Genomic DNA, 16461 nt, shown 5'->3' on the forward strand with positions numbered 1-16461 from the left:
AATGCTTTGGAACTTGATGCTAAATACAAGAATAATAGAACGTGAAAATCTTAGAAGATAAAATCATATTGGTTACCGGAGGAAGTGCTGGTATCGGTTTGGAATGTGTAAAAGCCTATGTCAAAGCGGGGGCAAAGGTTGCCTTTGTTGGTCTCGATCAAGCATCTGTGGATGAAACAGCTGAACTGATCGGGGCACCACATATGGGCATCTGTGCGGATGTCACGCAGGCCAGGGAAGTTGAATCAGCTATCCAAAAGACCGTTGCTGTTTTTGGGCGGCTTGATGCAATCCATAACAATGCTGGCTTGGCAAGTCCATCAAAACCTTTGCATGAAACGACGGACGATGAATGGATAAGGTTACTGGATACCAACATGAAAAGTGTTCTTTTGACTACACGGTATGGCTACCCCCATTTAAAGGAATCTGCCGGTTGTATTCTAAATACGAGTAGCTTAGTAGGGGAAATAGGCCAGGGGAACCATGCGGCATATGCTGCCACAAAAGGGGCTATCAATGCGTTGACAAAATCGATGGCCATAGACTATGCGTCTGTCGGCATACGTGTCAATTCGGTTATGCCTGCAGCTGTTATGACACCCATGCTCAACAAATGGACACTGGAGCAACCACAGCCGAAACAGGTTTTTGATTTTTTGAAGGATATTCATTTGCTTGGATACTGTCCTGACGGTGATGTCATTGCTGATGCCTGTGTGTTTCTGCTGTCAAACCAAGCGCGCTTTATTACAGGGGTAAATCTACCTGTAAGTGGAGGTGCCGAGTTGGGCTACCGCAGAAATGTGTGACAGATTTTTTTATATTAACTATAATTAGCTTGCATTTGAAAAGCAATTTATCTAAGTTTGGCGCGCAGTTGTAGACTGCTTATAAATAATACATCAATCATGAGCCAGAAATTTATATATAATACCCGTTATCCTTCTGTTGAAGATCTAAAGATTAAAGCGAAGAAAAGGATTCCCAAATTTGCATTTGATTATTTGACCGGAGGAGCCAATGAAGAATTGAACCTTGCCAGAAATGAAAACGATTTTGATAATATTCTGTTGAAGCCTCAATATCTGCTTGCGAGTGAAGAAATAGACCTTTCGGTCGAACTATTTGGTCGCCGTTATAGTGCGCCTTTTGGGGTTTCACCTATTGGACTTCAGGGATTGATGTGGCCGAATGCGCCAGAGATTCTTGCGAAAGCGGCTGCAAAAAATGATGTTCCTTATATTTTGAGTACTGTATCAACAAGTAGTATTGAACGTATTGCCGAGGTATCTGATGGGAAAGCGTGGTTCCAGCTCTATCATCCGACAGAAAACAGATTGCGCGATGATATTATTCAACGTCTACAGGCTGTTGAATGTCCCGTATTGGTAGTTTTGGTCGATGTTCCTGCTTTTGGACTTCGTTATCGTGAAATAAAAAGCGGATTGTCTATGCCGCCTAAAATGAGTATCGCCAATATCTTGCAAACTTTTGCCTGCCCAACTTGGGGGATAGAAACATTAAGACATGGAATTCCTTCTTTTGCAACATTGAAGCCTTATATGGAAAAAGGTCTTGATTTAGCGCAGCTGGGACAGTTTATGAATAGAACATTTACCGGTAAGGTAGATGTTGAGAAAATTAAAGCTATTCGCGATCTTTGGAAAGGGCCATTGGTGCTTAAAGGGATTGCCACCGACGAAGATATGCAGGCTTCTATCGCATTGGGCGTGGATGGAGTCATTGTCTCAAATCATGGTGGACGACAGCTCGACGCAAGTGAATCTTCGATCAATTCATTGATCCATTTGGCGAGCAACCCAGAATATAAAAATAAGATAAAAATCATGTTAGATGGTGGTATTCGATCGGGAGTTGACCTAGCCCGCGCCCATGCGGTTGGATCGGATTTCAATTTTATGGGAAGACCATTTATGTATGGCGTTGGCGCATTGGGCAATGAAGGTGGGGAACATACAATCAATATGTTCAAGACACATTTGTATCAGGTTATGAAGCAATTGAGTCTTTCAAAGATTGAAGATTTGCCGCAACGTCTACAGGCTGTCCTGTAACCGTTGTAGCAGGTCGAGTTTTCGATCCAGCGTTGAGGTGGGAATCAGGCCTACCATAGAAAGAAGAGAATGTCTCTTATGTTTGTATGAAGCAAATGTAGGAGACATTTTTTGTTTTATAGTTTGACATAAAAGCTAGTTGGCTTTGATGTAATATGATTAAGTTTTCGATATAGCAAACGGAGATCAATCGGAGGCCAAATTCGCGATTTTAACAGTGCTTGTTCAGTGCTCGTTCAGTGCTTGTTCAGTGCTTGCTCAGTGGAGACTGAATAAACAATGACTAATTACTGTCCAAATATTGAATAAAAATTGTTTTTTCACCTAATTTGGTATGAGTATGTTTCCTTGATAATTTTTATCTTTAATATCTATAACATTATCAAGCAATTATGGCAATCGTTAAAAATGGTGTTAATGGAACTGTTTCCGGGAAAGCAGGTTCTGTTGTATTTGTGTCGACTAAAACAGGAAATTATGTACGATCTCTCCCTCGTGTTAAAAAACGGGAGCCCAGTCCTGAGCAACTGCTCAGTAGAAAACGCTTCAAAATGGTGAGGTCACATATTAGCCAGTTAAAACCGATCATCAATATGGGGTATAAAGCGTACAGCTATCCTAAACGGGCATACGATGTCGCGATGTCTTATAATTTGAAAGAAGCGCTTATCCAGGAAGAAAATGGTTTTTTGATTGACTGGCAGAAATTTATGATTGCCAAAGGAAGCCCCAATCCCATCACTTCCTGCACAATGAATTTTGACAAAGAAAACCAAGTACTTCAGGTTACCTGGGAATATGACGCCTATCTGGAGGAAAAGTTCAATACCAGAACTTACGATTCCTTCTTGGTCCTGTATAATGTAGCGGATAACGGGAACGGATATTCACTTGTCATGAACGACTTCAAAGGTAGCTTACTATCTGGCAAACAACATACTGAAATGCCAAAACATAGAAAGGAAGTGACCTATCAGGTGTATATCTTTTTTATCGAGAGTTACGGTGGAGGTAATACAGACAGTCTGCACTTGGGTCCAATAACGATTTGAGTATACATAGTGCTGACACGATCGTGTAATATAATATAGCATAAAAAAGGGCTATCCACATTCGGCTAGCCCCTTCCTTTTATCCATATTGGAAATAGTTTACCAGTCGATATTTCTATTGTCTGTTGAACCTACTTCCCATTGTTCGCTCACTTTACCGCTGTTGGCGTCTTCTGGTCTGGCGTATGCCGAACCGGCGGCGATACCTTGTTCAAGTTCGATCGTCGTCATGTTTATTCGAGGGGCGATGTATGCTAATTTCTTTTCCATAATACCTTTTTTATCCTTGCTGAATTTCTATTGTTATGCTCAGCGTGTATTTAATTTTTAAGATTATTGATCTATTTATTGACTAATGGTGACTACTGACAAGGGATTTTCTTCTTTCCAGCACCTACACCTTTGATAATTGTACGTCCATCAACAAGTTGGGTCACTTTTACGGTGTTGCTTTGTGTTGCACTCCAAGGGAATGTGTTGAAGCTGTTGCCATTAACGAGTTTAAGTTCATATAAAGGACCGCCGGATGTTTTGCTACCAAACATGGTAACCTGGCCAGTTCTGCTGATGACAAGCTTGATCAATGGGGCTGCACTTGTACCTTTCATGTTGTAGACCTGATCAATTCTTTTACCAGTTTCAATATTGTTGCCTGCGTATTTGCTTCCATCAACAAACTGGATGTTTTGAGCAGAAGAGGCACCCACTTCAAATTGAATTTCTTGTTTCGCCAATTTGACACCATTTACTTCCATGTTAAATGCATTGTCCAGTTCGGTAATGTCGAAAACAAAACCATAGTCTGCCGCTGGGGCAGTGAAATTTCTATCGATTGTCGTTCCATTGGCATAGAATTTTCCATCTTTCATAATACCCGTTTTACCTCCCGATGTAGTTGCCGGATAGCTCCAGTCCAGGCCATTGCTGGTTACATTTTTTGTGCAGGTTCTGAAATTGAGTTTCAGATCGTATTTCTGTCCGGGATTGATCTTAACATTTGGAATGGTGATGTTTGTTTTAGTCTCATCATCCAGTGTTAGACTACCGAGCATCAGTGTTCCATTGCTGGTTGCCGGGTGGATCAATAAAGAGGGGTTACTGATCACGGTATGCAGGCCATTTCCTAAAGCCGGGAATTGCGTGGTCACGCCTGCGTTGTTCAAGGCATTGTAGGTTAGTGTTTGGTCTGAGAATTTCAAATTTGCACTACCATGACTAGGTTTTAATACGGCAGTCCCGATTTGAGTAATAGCTCCGGTCATACTTGGATCCATGGTCAATGTTGTGGTAATTTGGCTAAACCGGTGTTTTAATACAACATTTAAGTTATTTACACCACTTTTTAACGTTAATGTGCCCGTGTAATACATCAAATCATCACTTATATTGTCTAAGCTGGCAGTGGACAGTGTATTTTGATTGTTGATACCCGGTAATGCTGTGGTACTATTGATCGAATAGGCAATGAACGTGTAAGATTTTCCAGCGTCAAGAACGATACCTGCAGCAGTAGCTTCCTCACCATAGCTATAAATCTTTTCCGTTACGTAAGCGCCTTGGTTGTCATAGACAACAACTTTATATTTAACGTTTTTGTCCAATGGCTTCTCTTGTGTCTGGACAGCCGCTAGTTTGGGGGTGGACGAAGCGACGAGGCTTTTTGTGATCGCTGAATTGTTTGTTAGGACCACGTCGACAGAACCACCGTTTTCAAGCGGTACTGTCATTTCCTGTACATCAGGTGCATCGATTGATGTGCGTGAAGCTTTTGCAGATGCTTGCTTTTGAACAGCATTGTTGTCCGTTTCAGTGTAAGCTTCTACACCCGAAAGATTGACTTTAACGACAGTTTCTCCTGTCAATGCGGTGTTTTCTCCACTTTTGTTACAGGAGTAGAGACTAAGCGCGAAAGCACTGCAACCCAGCATGAACAGGTTAGTCAGTCGGTGATGGGGGATTAGATTCATGTTAATTGACATTTTGTTTTGTTATTGATTTTTTGATTTAGTTATTGATTTATTTGTTGTACTGTCTTTGCAGGTGTATGCCTGTTTGTGTTTAAAATATGGTATACGATTGCTTTTTTTTGTGGCTATTATTTTTTATCGATGCAATTATATAAATAGCATTTTACTTAATATGACGTATTTGTATTATCTTATTTTTCGTGTAGAGAAATATCTACAATACAATTATTTGCTGCTTTAAAGCTGTTTAAACATGTTTTATGCTGTTTTTCTGTTAATTACAATTCGTTTTATTTGAATAATAATTTACTTGTAATTAATATTAGTATCGAGTGATTGTTCTTTGTTGGGTTATGCGGTTTTGTGTGGATTTAAGGTTAAGAAAAGCGTTCGATAGAGGGCAACTGTTCCATTGTTTTTTAGGAAGAATATGATGTGATGATCGCAATAGATTTCTGAGACTAAGCGGAGATTTTAATTTATTTTTTTAAATTTGTGCATTCATGAGGTTAATTGTTTTCATATTGATAGCATATATTATGGGACTTTCTTTTGTTCCCTGCAGTGATTCTACCAATCGCTGCGAGCAGACTGCTATGGAAAGACAATTAAACCAAACTCATAAACATAATGATGACGCGTCCGATGCTTGTTCGATTTTCTGCTATTGCAATTGTTGTAGTGGAAATATAATGGCTTATGCGTATCAATTTCCGCAAATAGATGGTGTCCCGGTTTCAATTTATTTTGATAATCGTAATCCTGTCCTCAATACAGCGATTGTTTCCAGTTATTTTGGGAGCATCTGGCAGCCGCCAAAGGTTAATGCTTAATTTTTCGTAAAAATTCTAGAAACAAATCTGATAGAGCATGCTATGCTGTTCTTTATTCAGCTTTGTGCTCGGAATACGCTTGTTGTATGGTATTACGACAAAAGATGAGCTATTCTAACGAGCTATTATTTAAGCATTAATCACGTATAATTGTGTTAGATCATATTATAAAATTTAGCATTAAGAACAAGATCATTATCGGTTTAATGACCTTGTTGCTTATCATATGGGGGGCATGGAGTGCAACGAAACTGCCAATCGATGCCGTTCCCGATATTACCAATAATCAAGTACAGATCTTTACCTCTTGTCCAACGCTTGCCGGGCAGGAAGTGGAACAATTGGTTACTTTTCCAATTGAACAAAGTATTGCAACTGTACCCAAAATTGAGGAGATCAGGAGTATTTCGCGCTTTGGACTTTCTGTCATTACTGTTGTTTTTGACGATGATGTAGATATCTATTTTGCCCGTCAGCTGATTGGTGAGCGTTTAAAAGAAGCGGTGGATCAGATTCCACAAGGTATTGGTAAACCTGAGCTGGCTCCAGTGAGTACTGGACTGGGAGAAGTATATCAATATATTATACATCCCAAAAAGGGAAGCGAAAAGAAATACAACGCAAAAGATTTGCGCACCATGCAAGATTGGATTGTTGCCCGTCAGCTCTATGGCACACCTGGAATTGCCGAGGTCAATAGTTTCGGTGGTGAGCTCAAACAATATGAAGTAGCTGTTGATCCGAATAGACTTAAGGCGATGAATATCAACATTCCAGAGCTATTTACTGCCCTGGAGAAAAACAATCAAAATACAGGCGGTGCCTATATTGATAAAAAACCGAATGCCTACTTTATTCGGGGAATTGGGCTGGCGACCTCCTTGGAAGATGTCAGAAATATTGCCATCCGAAAATCAGGAGCAATACCGATTTATGTTAAAGATGTTGCGGATGTACGTTTTGGTCATGCTGTGCGCTATGGTGCCTTGACATACAATGGTGAGGTTGATGCTGTGGGAGGTGTCGTCATGATGCTAAAGGGTGAAAACAGCAATGAGGTGGTCAACCGCGTGAAAGAAAAACTACCGACTATTCAAAAGTCGCTACCTGACGATGTGGTTATAGAGCCTTATTTGGACCGGACAGACCTCGTTGGGCGTGCGATAAGTACCGTTGAAAAAAATCTGATTGAAGGTGCCCTGATCGTCATTTTTGTCCTGGTCTTATTTCTTGGGAATTTGCGTGCGGGTCTTATCGTTGCTTCGGCAATTCCACTGGCGCTGCTATTTGCACTTGGACTGATGAACGTCTTCGGCGTAAGCGCCAATTTAATGAGTTTGGGCGCGATAGATTTCGGTTTGATTGTAGACGGAGCCGTCATTGTGGTGGAAGCTACACTACACCATTTAGGCTTACGAAAGTCTACCGAGAAATTGACCCAGGCCGAAATGGACCATGAGGTATTTGAGTCTGCTTCAAAGATTCGTACCAGTGCAGCCTTTGGTGAGATTATTATTCTTATTGTCTATATTCCAATTTTAACATTAGTGGGTGTTGAAGGGAAAATGTTTCGTCCAATGGCACAAACAGTTGGGTTTGCTATTTTCGGCGCATTGATTCTCTCGTTAACCTATATCCCCATGATGTGCGCTCTGTTCCTACCGAAAAAACACAGCGACAAGAAAACGTTGAGCGACCGGATGATTGCGGGACTGCAACGTATTTATGAGCCTTTATTACAAAAAGCCATTCGGTTTAAATACCTAATCGTGAGTTTAACCGTTGCCATTTTTGCTTTGTCGGCCTTCTTTTTTAAGAATATGGGAGGCGAATTTATTCCACAATTGCAGGAAGGTGATTATGCATTCCATTGCATACTTCCCCAGGGAAGCTCACTTTCGCAAAGTATCGAAACCTCGATGCAGGCATCCCGGATTATCAAAGAGTTCGATGAGGTGAAGATGGTTGTCGGTAAAACAGGAGCTGCTGAGGTACCAACAGACCCTATGCCACCGGAAGCGACAGATATTATGGTGGTATTGAAGCCTCAAAAAGAGTGGAAGTCGGGCCGTTCTTATGAAGAACTGGGGAGCGCTATTCTGGAGAAACTAGAAGTAATTCCGGGTGTCTTCTTCGAAAAAAACCAACCTATTCAAATGCGTTTTAATGAACTAATGACGGGTATCCGTCAGGATGTTGCTGTAAAGATCTTCGGTGAAAACATCGATTCGCTGGCCGCTTACGCCAATGTGGTTGCCGCGCAGATTCAATCCGTTCAAGGGGCGACTTCGCCACAAGTGGAGCGTGTATCCGGCCTCCCACAAATCAATATCGTTTATGACCGCACCCGTATTGCAAATTATGGCTTGACGATTCAGGACGTCAATGACGTGGTGAGTACTGCTTTTGCCGGTCGAAGCACGGGACAGATCTATGAAAATGAACGTCGCTTTGATTTGGTCGTCCGGTTAGATACAACGCATCGAAACAGCATTGATGATGTGCGTAATCTGATGATTCCTACAGATACGGGTACGCAGATTCCGCTTTCTCAGGTCGCTGCCATTGATTATAAATTGGGGCCGGCCCAGATCAGCCGCGAAGCGGGTAAACGAAGAATTGTGATTGGATTTAATGTGGCCGGGCGTGATGTTCAAACCGTCGTAAAAGATATCCAACAACAATTGGCTGCAAATGTAAAACTTCCTGCAGGGTATTATTTCACCTATGGGGGGCAGTTTGAGAATTTACAGAAGGCGAGCTCACGCTTGTTGATTGCTGTGCCAGTTTCCTTATTGCTTATTTTTATGCTGTTGTATTTCACGTTTCATTCCTTTAAGCAGGCGACGCTTATTTTTACTGCAATTCCAATGAGTGCTATCGGGGGTGTATTTGCGTTGATGTTGCGCGGCATGCCTTTCAGTATTAGTGCCGGTATCGGTTTTATTGCCTTGTTTGGCGTAGCCGTACTCAATGGTATCGTTTTAATTGGGACATTCAATCAGTTGAAAAAAGAGGGTGTCGATGATATTTTTCAACGCGTTAAAGAAGGTACGTTGACTCGTCTGCGTCCAGTACTCATGACTGCGACCGTGGCTTCACTGGGCTTTTTACCGATGGCAATAAGTACAAGTGCCGGCGCTGAAGTTCAGAAACCTTTGGCAACGGTTGTTATTGGCGGATTGGTAACGGCAACTTTCCTGACCTTGTTTGTGCTACCCTTATTGTATATAATTTTTAATTCTAAATTGAATATGAAACGAAGTAGAGGTGCTAAGACCATCGTCACAATACTTGCTTTCCTATTTATGGCTTTGGGATCTCAGGTGTTTGGACAGGAGCGCATTTCTGTCACAGAAGCTGTAGAAACTGCGCTGAAGAACAATCGTCAGTTTCAGATCAACCAGGCTGAAATCGTGGGCGCTGGTTTCAATGTTAAGACGGCGACTGAAATTCCCAAGACCGGGATTTTTGCAGAAAATGAAGATTACCGTCCTACGGATAAGGCCGGCTTATTGAAAATTGGTATAACGCAAAGTATTGCCTGGCCTGGACTCTACACTGCGCGTAAGGCGTATTTTAAAGAACAACTAAAATATGTGAACCTAAATACAGATGTATTGAAAACTGCGATTACCAAAGACGTGAGGACAGCCTATTTTCAGCTCTGGTATCTTCAGGATCGCCAAAAACTGTATATGGAGTTGGATAGTATCTATACCGCCATGTTCAAAGCAACTGAACTTCGCTTTAGAACAGGTGACGTAGCTGCGCTGGATAAGATTGCGGCTGAAGCAAAGCTGAAAGAGCTGCAGGCACAACTTGTTCAAAACAAAAAGGATATCATTATTCAGCAACAGCAATTGATGATGTTGTTAGACCGTAATGAGTGGATGCTCCCATTGGATCAATCCTTGGAGAAGATTGTCGTGGACGCAAGTCCATCAGATGAAACGGCGCATCCTTTACTGGTTTTACAGCAGCAAAATGTAAATATCGCTTCATCAAACATCAGTGTTCAGAAAAATACCAATAAGCCTGAGTTCTCGGGTCGATTTTTCTCCCAACGTGTTTGGGGAGCCAAAGATCCATTATCGGGATTCTCGGTCTCCGCATCCTTCCCGGTCTTTAGCTTGGGCGCCTATAAAAGTAAAGTGAAGGTTGCCAACGCTGAAATGGAAGTTCAACAGCGTAAGTTGGAATATGATACGCAGGTATTCCAGACAAATAAAGGGAATGCACTTGCTGAAATTGACAAGAATAGTGCATTGCTGCAATTTTATGAGTCTTCGGGGTTAAAACAAGCTGATGCAATTATTAAAGCAGCTAGTTTGGGTTATAGAACGGGGGAGATCAATTTTGCTGAATTAAGCCAATTTTTAAGTCAGGCCATTGGCATTCGCCAGAATTATTTAGAAGTCCTCAATCAGTATAATCAATCAGCAATTCAATATAATTACTTCAATAACAAATAAGGCAACAATGAAAGTTTTCATAAAGATATTTATCGTATGTGTAGCCGTTACTGTTTTTTACGGTTGCGGTTCTAATGAGTCGGAGCGTAAAGGTCAACCGGAAGGAAAGGAAGTACCCAAAGCCGAAGCGGAGCATGAGGAAGGGCCGGTTACGGTGGCGGCATTGAGTGCTGCACAAATAAAGGCTGTGGGAATCGTTTTTGGAGGGATTGAAGAGAAGGAACTAACAGCTACCATTAAGGCCAATGGACTTTTGAGTGTACCCAATAACAATAAAGCGAATGCGACGGCGCTTTATGGTGGTGTTGTAAAGACATTGAATGTGCAGCTGGGGGACAATGTGCGTAAGGGGCAGGTGATCGCCACGATTATCAACCCCCAGTTTGTACAATTGCAGGAGGAATATGTATCCCTGGCAAGTAAGATTACCTTGGCCGAACAAGAAATGGCAAGGCAACAGGAACTCAATGAAGGCAATGCAGGCGCACGGAAAAATCTGCAGGCCGCAACAGCAGACTTCAACAGTTTAAGGGCCCGAAAGGCTTCTTTGCAACAACAGATCCAATTGATGGGTATTAACCCCAATAGCGTGAATCTGTCCAATATGCGAACTTCACTGGCCGTAACTAGCCCTATCAATGGAACAGTTAGTAATGTTTTTGCGAAAATAGGGAGTTATGTGGATGTCTCTTCTCCGGTGATCGAGATTGTTGACAATAGTCTGTTGCATTTGGATCTGCAGGTATTTGAAAAGGATCTACCTTTGGTTAAAGTCGGACAGCTCATCAACTTTCAGCTGACCAACAATCCGGATAAGACCTATACCGCTAAAGTTTTTACAATTGGATCTTCATTTGAAAATGACAGCAAGACCATCGCTGTACACAGTACGGTTGTGGGCAGCAAAGTGGGGTTGATTGATGGGATGAACATTACGGGTATGATCGGTGTCAAAAATGTGCGGACTCCGGCTGTTCCGAATGACGCAATCGTGGAGGCTGACGGCAAGTATTATATTTTTGTGGAGACCAACAAGAAACCGGAAGAGCATGAGGAGGGGCATGACGATCACGGGCATGCGCACGATGAAGGTGAAGCAAAACATGCACATAAAAATGAGCAAGAAGCCGGGCAGCATGGAGAAGAACAGGCTAAAAACATCAATTTTGAAAAAATTGAGATTCAAAAAGGCGTATCTGCTTTGGGATATACGGCGATTACCCCGGTTACAGAAGTGCCTGCTGGAACAAAAATTGTTGTGAAGGGTGCTTTTTTCATCAATGCCAAAATGAGCAATACAGGTGGGCACGAACATTAATTGACCGTATTTGTTAACATAATCAAAGCAAGTGATGGAACATAAACATCGTTATGATGCACAAGGCAGGCAGCTTTGTTGTACACAGACCGAAAAAATATATAATCAGGGTGGAGCTGAGGATCTTATTGGGAAAGCTCCGGCTTCCAGCCAAGGTCATGACCATAGCCATGATGAGGACGGTCACGATCACTCGACGGCAGGGGCCAGTCAGATGCAGTTATTTCTACCTGCGCTAATTTCTTTTATCTTACTCATTGCTGCTATAGCCATGGATAATTGGATTGCACAATCCTGGTTTAAGGATTGGGTCCGTACAGGCTGGTACATATTAGCTTATCTACCGGTTGGGTTTCCTGTTATCAGGGATGCTTTAAAGAGTATAGCCAAAGGGGAAATCTTTTCGGAGTTTTTGTTAATGAGTATTGCTACCATAGGCGCTTTTGGGATCAAAGAATACCCCGAGGCTGTAGCGGTAATGTTGTTTTACGCCGTAGGAGAGGTGTTTCAGACCTTGGCGGTAAGTAGGGCTAAAAGTAATATTAAGGCTCTACTGGATCAGCGTCCGGATGAGGTGACCATTTTGGAGAATGGAAAGAGCAAAGTGATCAAAGCTGCCGATGCAGGTATTGGAGCAATAATTCAGCTGAAACCTGGTGAAAAGCTTGGGCTTGATGGTGAATTGTTGTCTGAGCAAGGTGCATTTAATACAGCTGCGCTGACTGGCGAGAGCAAGCCAGATACAAAGATGAAGGGTGATGTTGTACTGGCTGGAATGATTAATATGAACACCGTGAGCCTAATTCAAGTGACAACAGCATATCAGGACAGCAAGTTGAGCAAAATCCTCGAGCTCGTACAGAACGCAACGGCTCAAAAAGCACCCACAGAGCTGTTTATTCGCAAATTTGCTAAGATTTATACCCCAATTGTCGTGTTTTTGGCCATTGGAATTTGTCTCCTGCCTTACTTGTTTGTGGATCAATATGTATTTAGCGAATGGTTGTATAGGGCTCTCGTGTTTTTAGTGATCTCTTGCCCCTGTGCACTCGTCATTTCAATTCCTTTGGGGTATTTTGGTGGAATTGGTGCTGCAAGTAGAAATGGTATACTTTTTAAAGGCAGTAATTTTTTGGATGCGATGGCAGCTATCCGCCATGTCGTGATGGATAAAACCGGAACAATGACTGCCGGCGTTTTTAAAGTGCAGGAAATTAAGCTACAGGCCGGTTACGACGAAGCAAGGATTTTAAAGCTCGTCAATAAAATAGAGAGCCACAGTAGCCATCCAGTTGCAACAGCGATTAGAGAATATGTCGGTCCGATCGATGAGTCTGTCGATCTCAATACCATAGAAGAAATCCCTGGACATGGACTAAAAGCTATGGCTGATGGCAAAGTGTTGCTGGTGGGCAACTTTAAATTGCTGGACAAATTTAATGTAGTCTATGATATCGATCCCAATAGTATCGTATATACGACCATCGCGATCGCTTTGGATGGTAAATTTGTAGGATTCATGACCATTGCTGATAGCATAAAAGCGGATGCTGCGCTTACCATACAGCTACTGCATAAACTCGGTGTAAAAGCCACAATGCTGAGCGGGGACAAGACGACTGTTGTCGCCTATGTTGCCAAGGAACTTGGAATAGATCAGGCCTATGGCGATCTGCTGCCGGAAGATAAAGTGAATAAAGTCAAGGAAATAAAGGGACTAAACGAATCTGTTGCTTTTGTGGGGGATGGCGTTAATGATGCTCCGGTTGTCGCACTGAGCGATGTTGGAATAGCGATGGGGGGACTGGGCAGTGATGCGACGATCGAGACGGCAGATGTCGTGATACAAGATGATAAACCTTCGAAAATTCCAATGGCGATTCGCATTGGAAAAGAGACGAAAAAAGTCGTTTATCAGAATATAGGCCTTGCCTTCATAGTTAAGGGGATCGTGTTGATTCTTGGCGCTGGGGGATTGGCAACGATGTGGGAGGCAGTCTTTGCCGATGTTGGCGTATCGTTGATTGCGATATTGAATGCCATAAGAATTCAGAAAATGAAATTTTGACATTTAGCATCAAGTTGCACCCGCCCTTTTCATTGGATGAAATGAAGGGTGGGTGTATGCCTATTTTTTTTAGCCATCATCTAAAACACTAAATATATTAGTATATTTGGGCGTGATTTTTATGTAATGACGAAAGAGCAAATTGCCGGATTGCTTGAAGGAGTACCTTCAGCAGTCGGCGTATATTATATTTATGATAAGCATGATGCGCTAATTTATGTGGGCAAGAGTATCGATATTAGAAATAGGTTATTGCAGCATTTTAGAAGTACAGATTTTAAGGAACGTAAAATCCAAGGAGCAGCCTGTAGAGTTGGATTTGAACTGACCGGTCATGAATTACTTGCGTTATTGTATGAATCTGACCTGATCAAAAAACACCAACCCTATTACAATCGAGCGCAGCGTCGAACTTACTATGGATTTGGCCTTTATCTGGCTGTGAATCCGTCAGGTTATCAAGTCTTGCAGGTTGAGACACTTGATCCCGAACGTGAAGAGTTAATGACTTTTTCGAGTTACCAGGAGGGGCGGGAGCAATTATTTCATATCGTGGAAGCTTATCAGCTGTGTCAAAAAATAAACAAGTTACAGACGTATACGAAACATTGTTTTCAGTATATGTTGAAGACCTGCAAGGGGGCTTGTATTGCGCAGGAGCTTCCAGAAGACTATAATCGAAGAGTGCAGGAATTTGTCGTCTCTTCGGAGCTTCCGCTGGGCGAAATATTTTTGGAATTTTTAGGGCGTAATCCCAATGAAAAGGGCCTTGTTTACTTGTTGGACGGTCGGTATAAAGGATTTGGCTACTGCAATAAGCGTGTTTCTAGCGAAAAGAAAAAGCGAGAAGCCATCGTCTTCAAGGCCGAGAACAGAGATGTTAGACGTATTTTGAGACGCTATTTCAAACTCAACCCTGTTTAAATTTTTATCAACACTGATTTACTGGCTTGATACACCAGTAAATCAATGTTTCACCTTTGGTAAAAACTTTTTGTCGTTCTCATCGGAATCTTTATAGTAGGCTCGCGCTTCGTCCAGTTTATGATGCATTTCTTCACGTACGTTGTGGTATCCTTGTACATGGTATACATTCTGCATTTCCTGTGGATCTTTTTCTAGATCGTATAATTCCCACTCATCTTTGTCATAATAGAAATGGATCAGTTTGTACCTTTCGGTACGAATTCCATAATGTCGTTTTACCATGTGAATGGAAGGATACTCATAATAGGTGTAATATACGGCATCGCGCCATTGCTTTTCTTTTCCATTGAGTAGGCCACGAAAAGATTTTCCCTGCATATCTTTCGGGATTGCAAGTCCTGCATAATCTAGGATTGTTGGGGCAAAATCGAGATTCTGGACAAGTGCTTTTGAGGATTGGCCAGCTTTAATTTCTGCTGGATAGCGGATCAATAAGGGAGTTCGAAGCGATTCCTCATACATAAAACGTTTATCAAACCAACCATGTTCACCTAGATTGAATCCTTGGTCTGAGGTATAAATGACAATGGTATTTTCGTCAAGTCTATTATCTTTCAGAAATTCCAATAGGCGTCCAACACCATCGTCTACCGCTGCAACGGTACCCAGGTAATCTTGCATATAGCGTTGATATCGCCAGCGCATCAGGTCTTCTTTGGACATGCTGGGATATTTTATCTTAAAATCTGCCATAATTGGGTTGTATATTGAATCCCATGTTGCACGTTGTGCTGCGGTCATTCTTCCTAAGTTTCCATTAAAGGCAGCTTTATCCCAAGATAGATATTCTTTTAGTCCCAATTCATCCATTAGCGTAGGCGGTATCTTATTGTCGCCAGCCCAGTTCATGTGTTTAAGGATATTCATTTCCGCGGTTTTTGCGGCGGTTCCTCTTCCTTCGTAGGTGTCGAATAGATTGTCCGGTTCTTTATAGGTTTTTGATGTATATTGTTGAATATGCCGTAAAGCAGGTAGCCATTCTCGGTGTGGCGCTTTTTGATGATAAAGCACACAGAATGGTTTACTAGTATCTCTTTTAGCGATCCAATCTAAGGTCATATCGGTGGTGAGATCCGATACATAGCCTGGCATTTGTTGTTTCACACCATTGATAATGAAGTTAGGATTATAATACTCGCCCTGGTCGATAAGTACCGCGGAGTAGTTGAATCCCTGTGGCAACCCATCCATGTGGATTTTACCAATTAATGCTGTTTGGTACCCATTTTTTTGAAGAATCTTGGCAAAGTTGTCCTGATTCCAGTCGAATTTTGCCTCATTATCAATTTTCCCGTTCATATAACTGTGCTTTCCCGTTAAAAGTACAGCCCGACTGGGCGCACATAATGAATTTGTCACGGTCGCACGTGTGAAAATGGCACCTTCCTTTGCTAATCTGTCAATATTGGGTGTTTCATTTAATCCGTAACCATAAGCGCTGATCGCTTGATAACCATGGTCATCACTCATGATATATACAATATTTGGATTCTTTTTTGTCTGCTCTTTTTGTGCCAATGCCCAAAAAGGTACACATGCGTACAAGGTGAATGTAAGAATATAATGATGCAATTTCATGGTTAAGGTTTGTATGTGTTGCGACGATCGTTTTTACCACAAGCTAATATAGCTGTTTTCATTGAGACAAAGATGATGCTATTAGTTTAATGATACCTTTTACTA

11 protein-coding genes are annotated in these 16461 nt (G+C 41.9%); 8 read left to right on the forward strand and 3 right to left on the reverse strand.

Annotated features, from left to right (window positions below; translation table 11 throughout):
* Window positions 1–41: 41 nt before the first annotated feature.
* From B4Z90_RS14580 to B4Z90_RS14590, 3 genes are all read left to right on the forward strand, one after another.
* Window positions 42–812 carry an SDR family NAD(P)-dependent oxidoreductase gene (locus B4Z90_RS14580; RefSeq protein WP_286767548.1) on the forward strand — a complete coding sequence of 257 codons (771 nt, stop codon included), beginning with the start codon at window positions 42–44 and terminating at the stop codon, window positions 810–812.
* Window positions 813–911: 99 nt separating this feature from the next.
* Window positions 912–2078 (forward strand): alpha-hydroxy acid oxidase, encoded by a 1167-nt coding sequence (locus B4Z90_RS14585; protein ID WP_046676335.1) that lies wholly within the window; start codon window positions 912–914, stop codon window positions 2076–2078.
* A 392-nt stretch (window positions 2079–2470) separates the two neighbouring features.
* A complete protein-coding gene (locus tag B4Z90_RS14590) occupies window positions 2471–3130 on the forward strand; it encodes a DUF6266 family protein (protein WP_286802619.1) in 660 nt (219 codons plus the stop codon).
* Between the two features lie 99 nt (window positions 3131–3229).
* Here B4Z90_RS14590 and B4Z90_RS14595 read toward each other — a convergent pair whose 3' ends face one another.
* Both B4Z90_RS14595 and B4Z90_RS14600 read right to left on the reverse strand, forming a co-directional pair.
* Window positions 3230–3361: a hypothetical protein gene (locus B4Z90_RS14595; protein ID WP_256603458.1), complete on the reverse strand. Its 132-nt coding sequence runs from the start codon at window positions 3359–3361 to the stop codon at window positions 3230–3232.
* Between the two features lie 131 nt (window positions 3362–3492).
* Window positions 3493–5097, reverse strand: a complete 1605-nt coding sequence (locus B4Z90_RS14600; protein ID WP_286802621.1) for a hypothetical protein — start codon at window positions 5095–5097, stop codon at window positions 3493–3495.
* A 503-nt stretch (window positions 5098–5600) separates the two neighbouring features.
* On the opposite strand from B4Z90_RS14600, the gene B4Z90_RS25215 reads away from it, so the two are divergent.
* The 5 genes from B4Z90_RS25215 (at window position 5601) to B4Z90_RS14620 (ending at window position 14715) form a co-directional block, all read left to right on the forward strand.
* Window positions 5601–5930, forward strand: a complete 330-nt coding sequence (locus B4Z90_RS25215) for a DUF6660 family protein (protein ID WP_376746117.1) — start codon at window positions 5601–5603, stop codon at window positions 5928–5930.
* Between the two features lie 152 nt (window positions 5931–6082).
* A complete protein-coding gene (locus tag B4Z90_RS14605) occupies window positions 6083–10405 on the forward strand; it encodes a CusA/CzcA family heavy metal efflux RND transporter (protein WP_286802622.1) in 4323 nt (1440 codons plus the stop codon).
* A 7-nt stretch (window positions 10406–10412) separates the two neighbouring features.
* Complete coding sequence (locus B4Z90_RS14610) at window positions 10413–11723, forward strand: efflux RND transporter periplasmic adaptor subunit (protein WP_286751841.1); 1311 nt, start codon at window positions 10413–10415, stop codon at window positions 11721–11723.
* Window positions 11724–11757: 34 nt separating this feature from the next.
* Entirely contained in the window at window positions 11758–13791 is a 2034-nt protein-coding gene (locus B4Z90_RS14615; RefSeq protein ID WP_286802623.1) for a heavy metal translocating P-type ATPase, read from the forward strand.
* 126 nt (window positions 13792–13917) lie between these two features.
* Window positions 13918–14715: a GIY-YIG nuclease family protein gene (locus B4Z90_RS14620; protein ID WP_070564333.1), complete on the forward strand. Its 798-nt coding sequence runs from the start codon at window positions 13918–13920 to the stop codon at window positions 14713–14715.
* Between the two features lie 42 nt (window positions 14716–14757).
* Here the strand turns inward: B4Z90_RS14620 and B4Z90_RS14625 are convergent, their stop codons facing one another.
* Complete coding sequence (locus B4Z90_RS14625; RefSeq protein ID WP_286802624.1) at window positions 14758–16356, reverse strand: sulfatase family protein; 1599 nt, start codon at window positions 16354–16356, stop codon at window positions 14758–14760.
* Between the last annotated feature and the right edge of the window lie 105 nt (window positions 16357–16461).

Source organism: Sphingobacterium sp. UBA5639, assembly GCF_002421245.1.
Lineage (GTDB): Bacteria > Bacteroidota > Bacteroidia > Sphingobacteriales > Sphingobacteriaceae > Sphingobacterium > Sphingobacterium multivorum.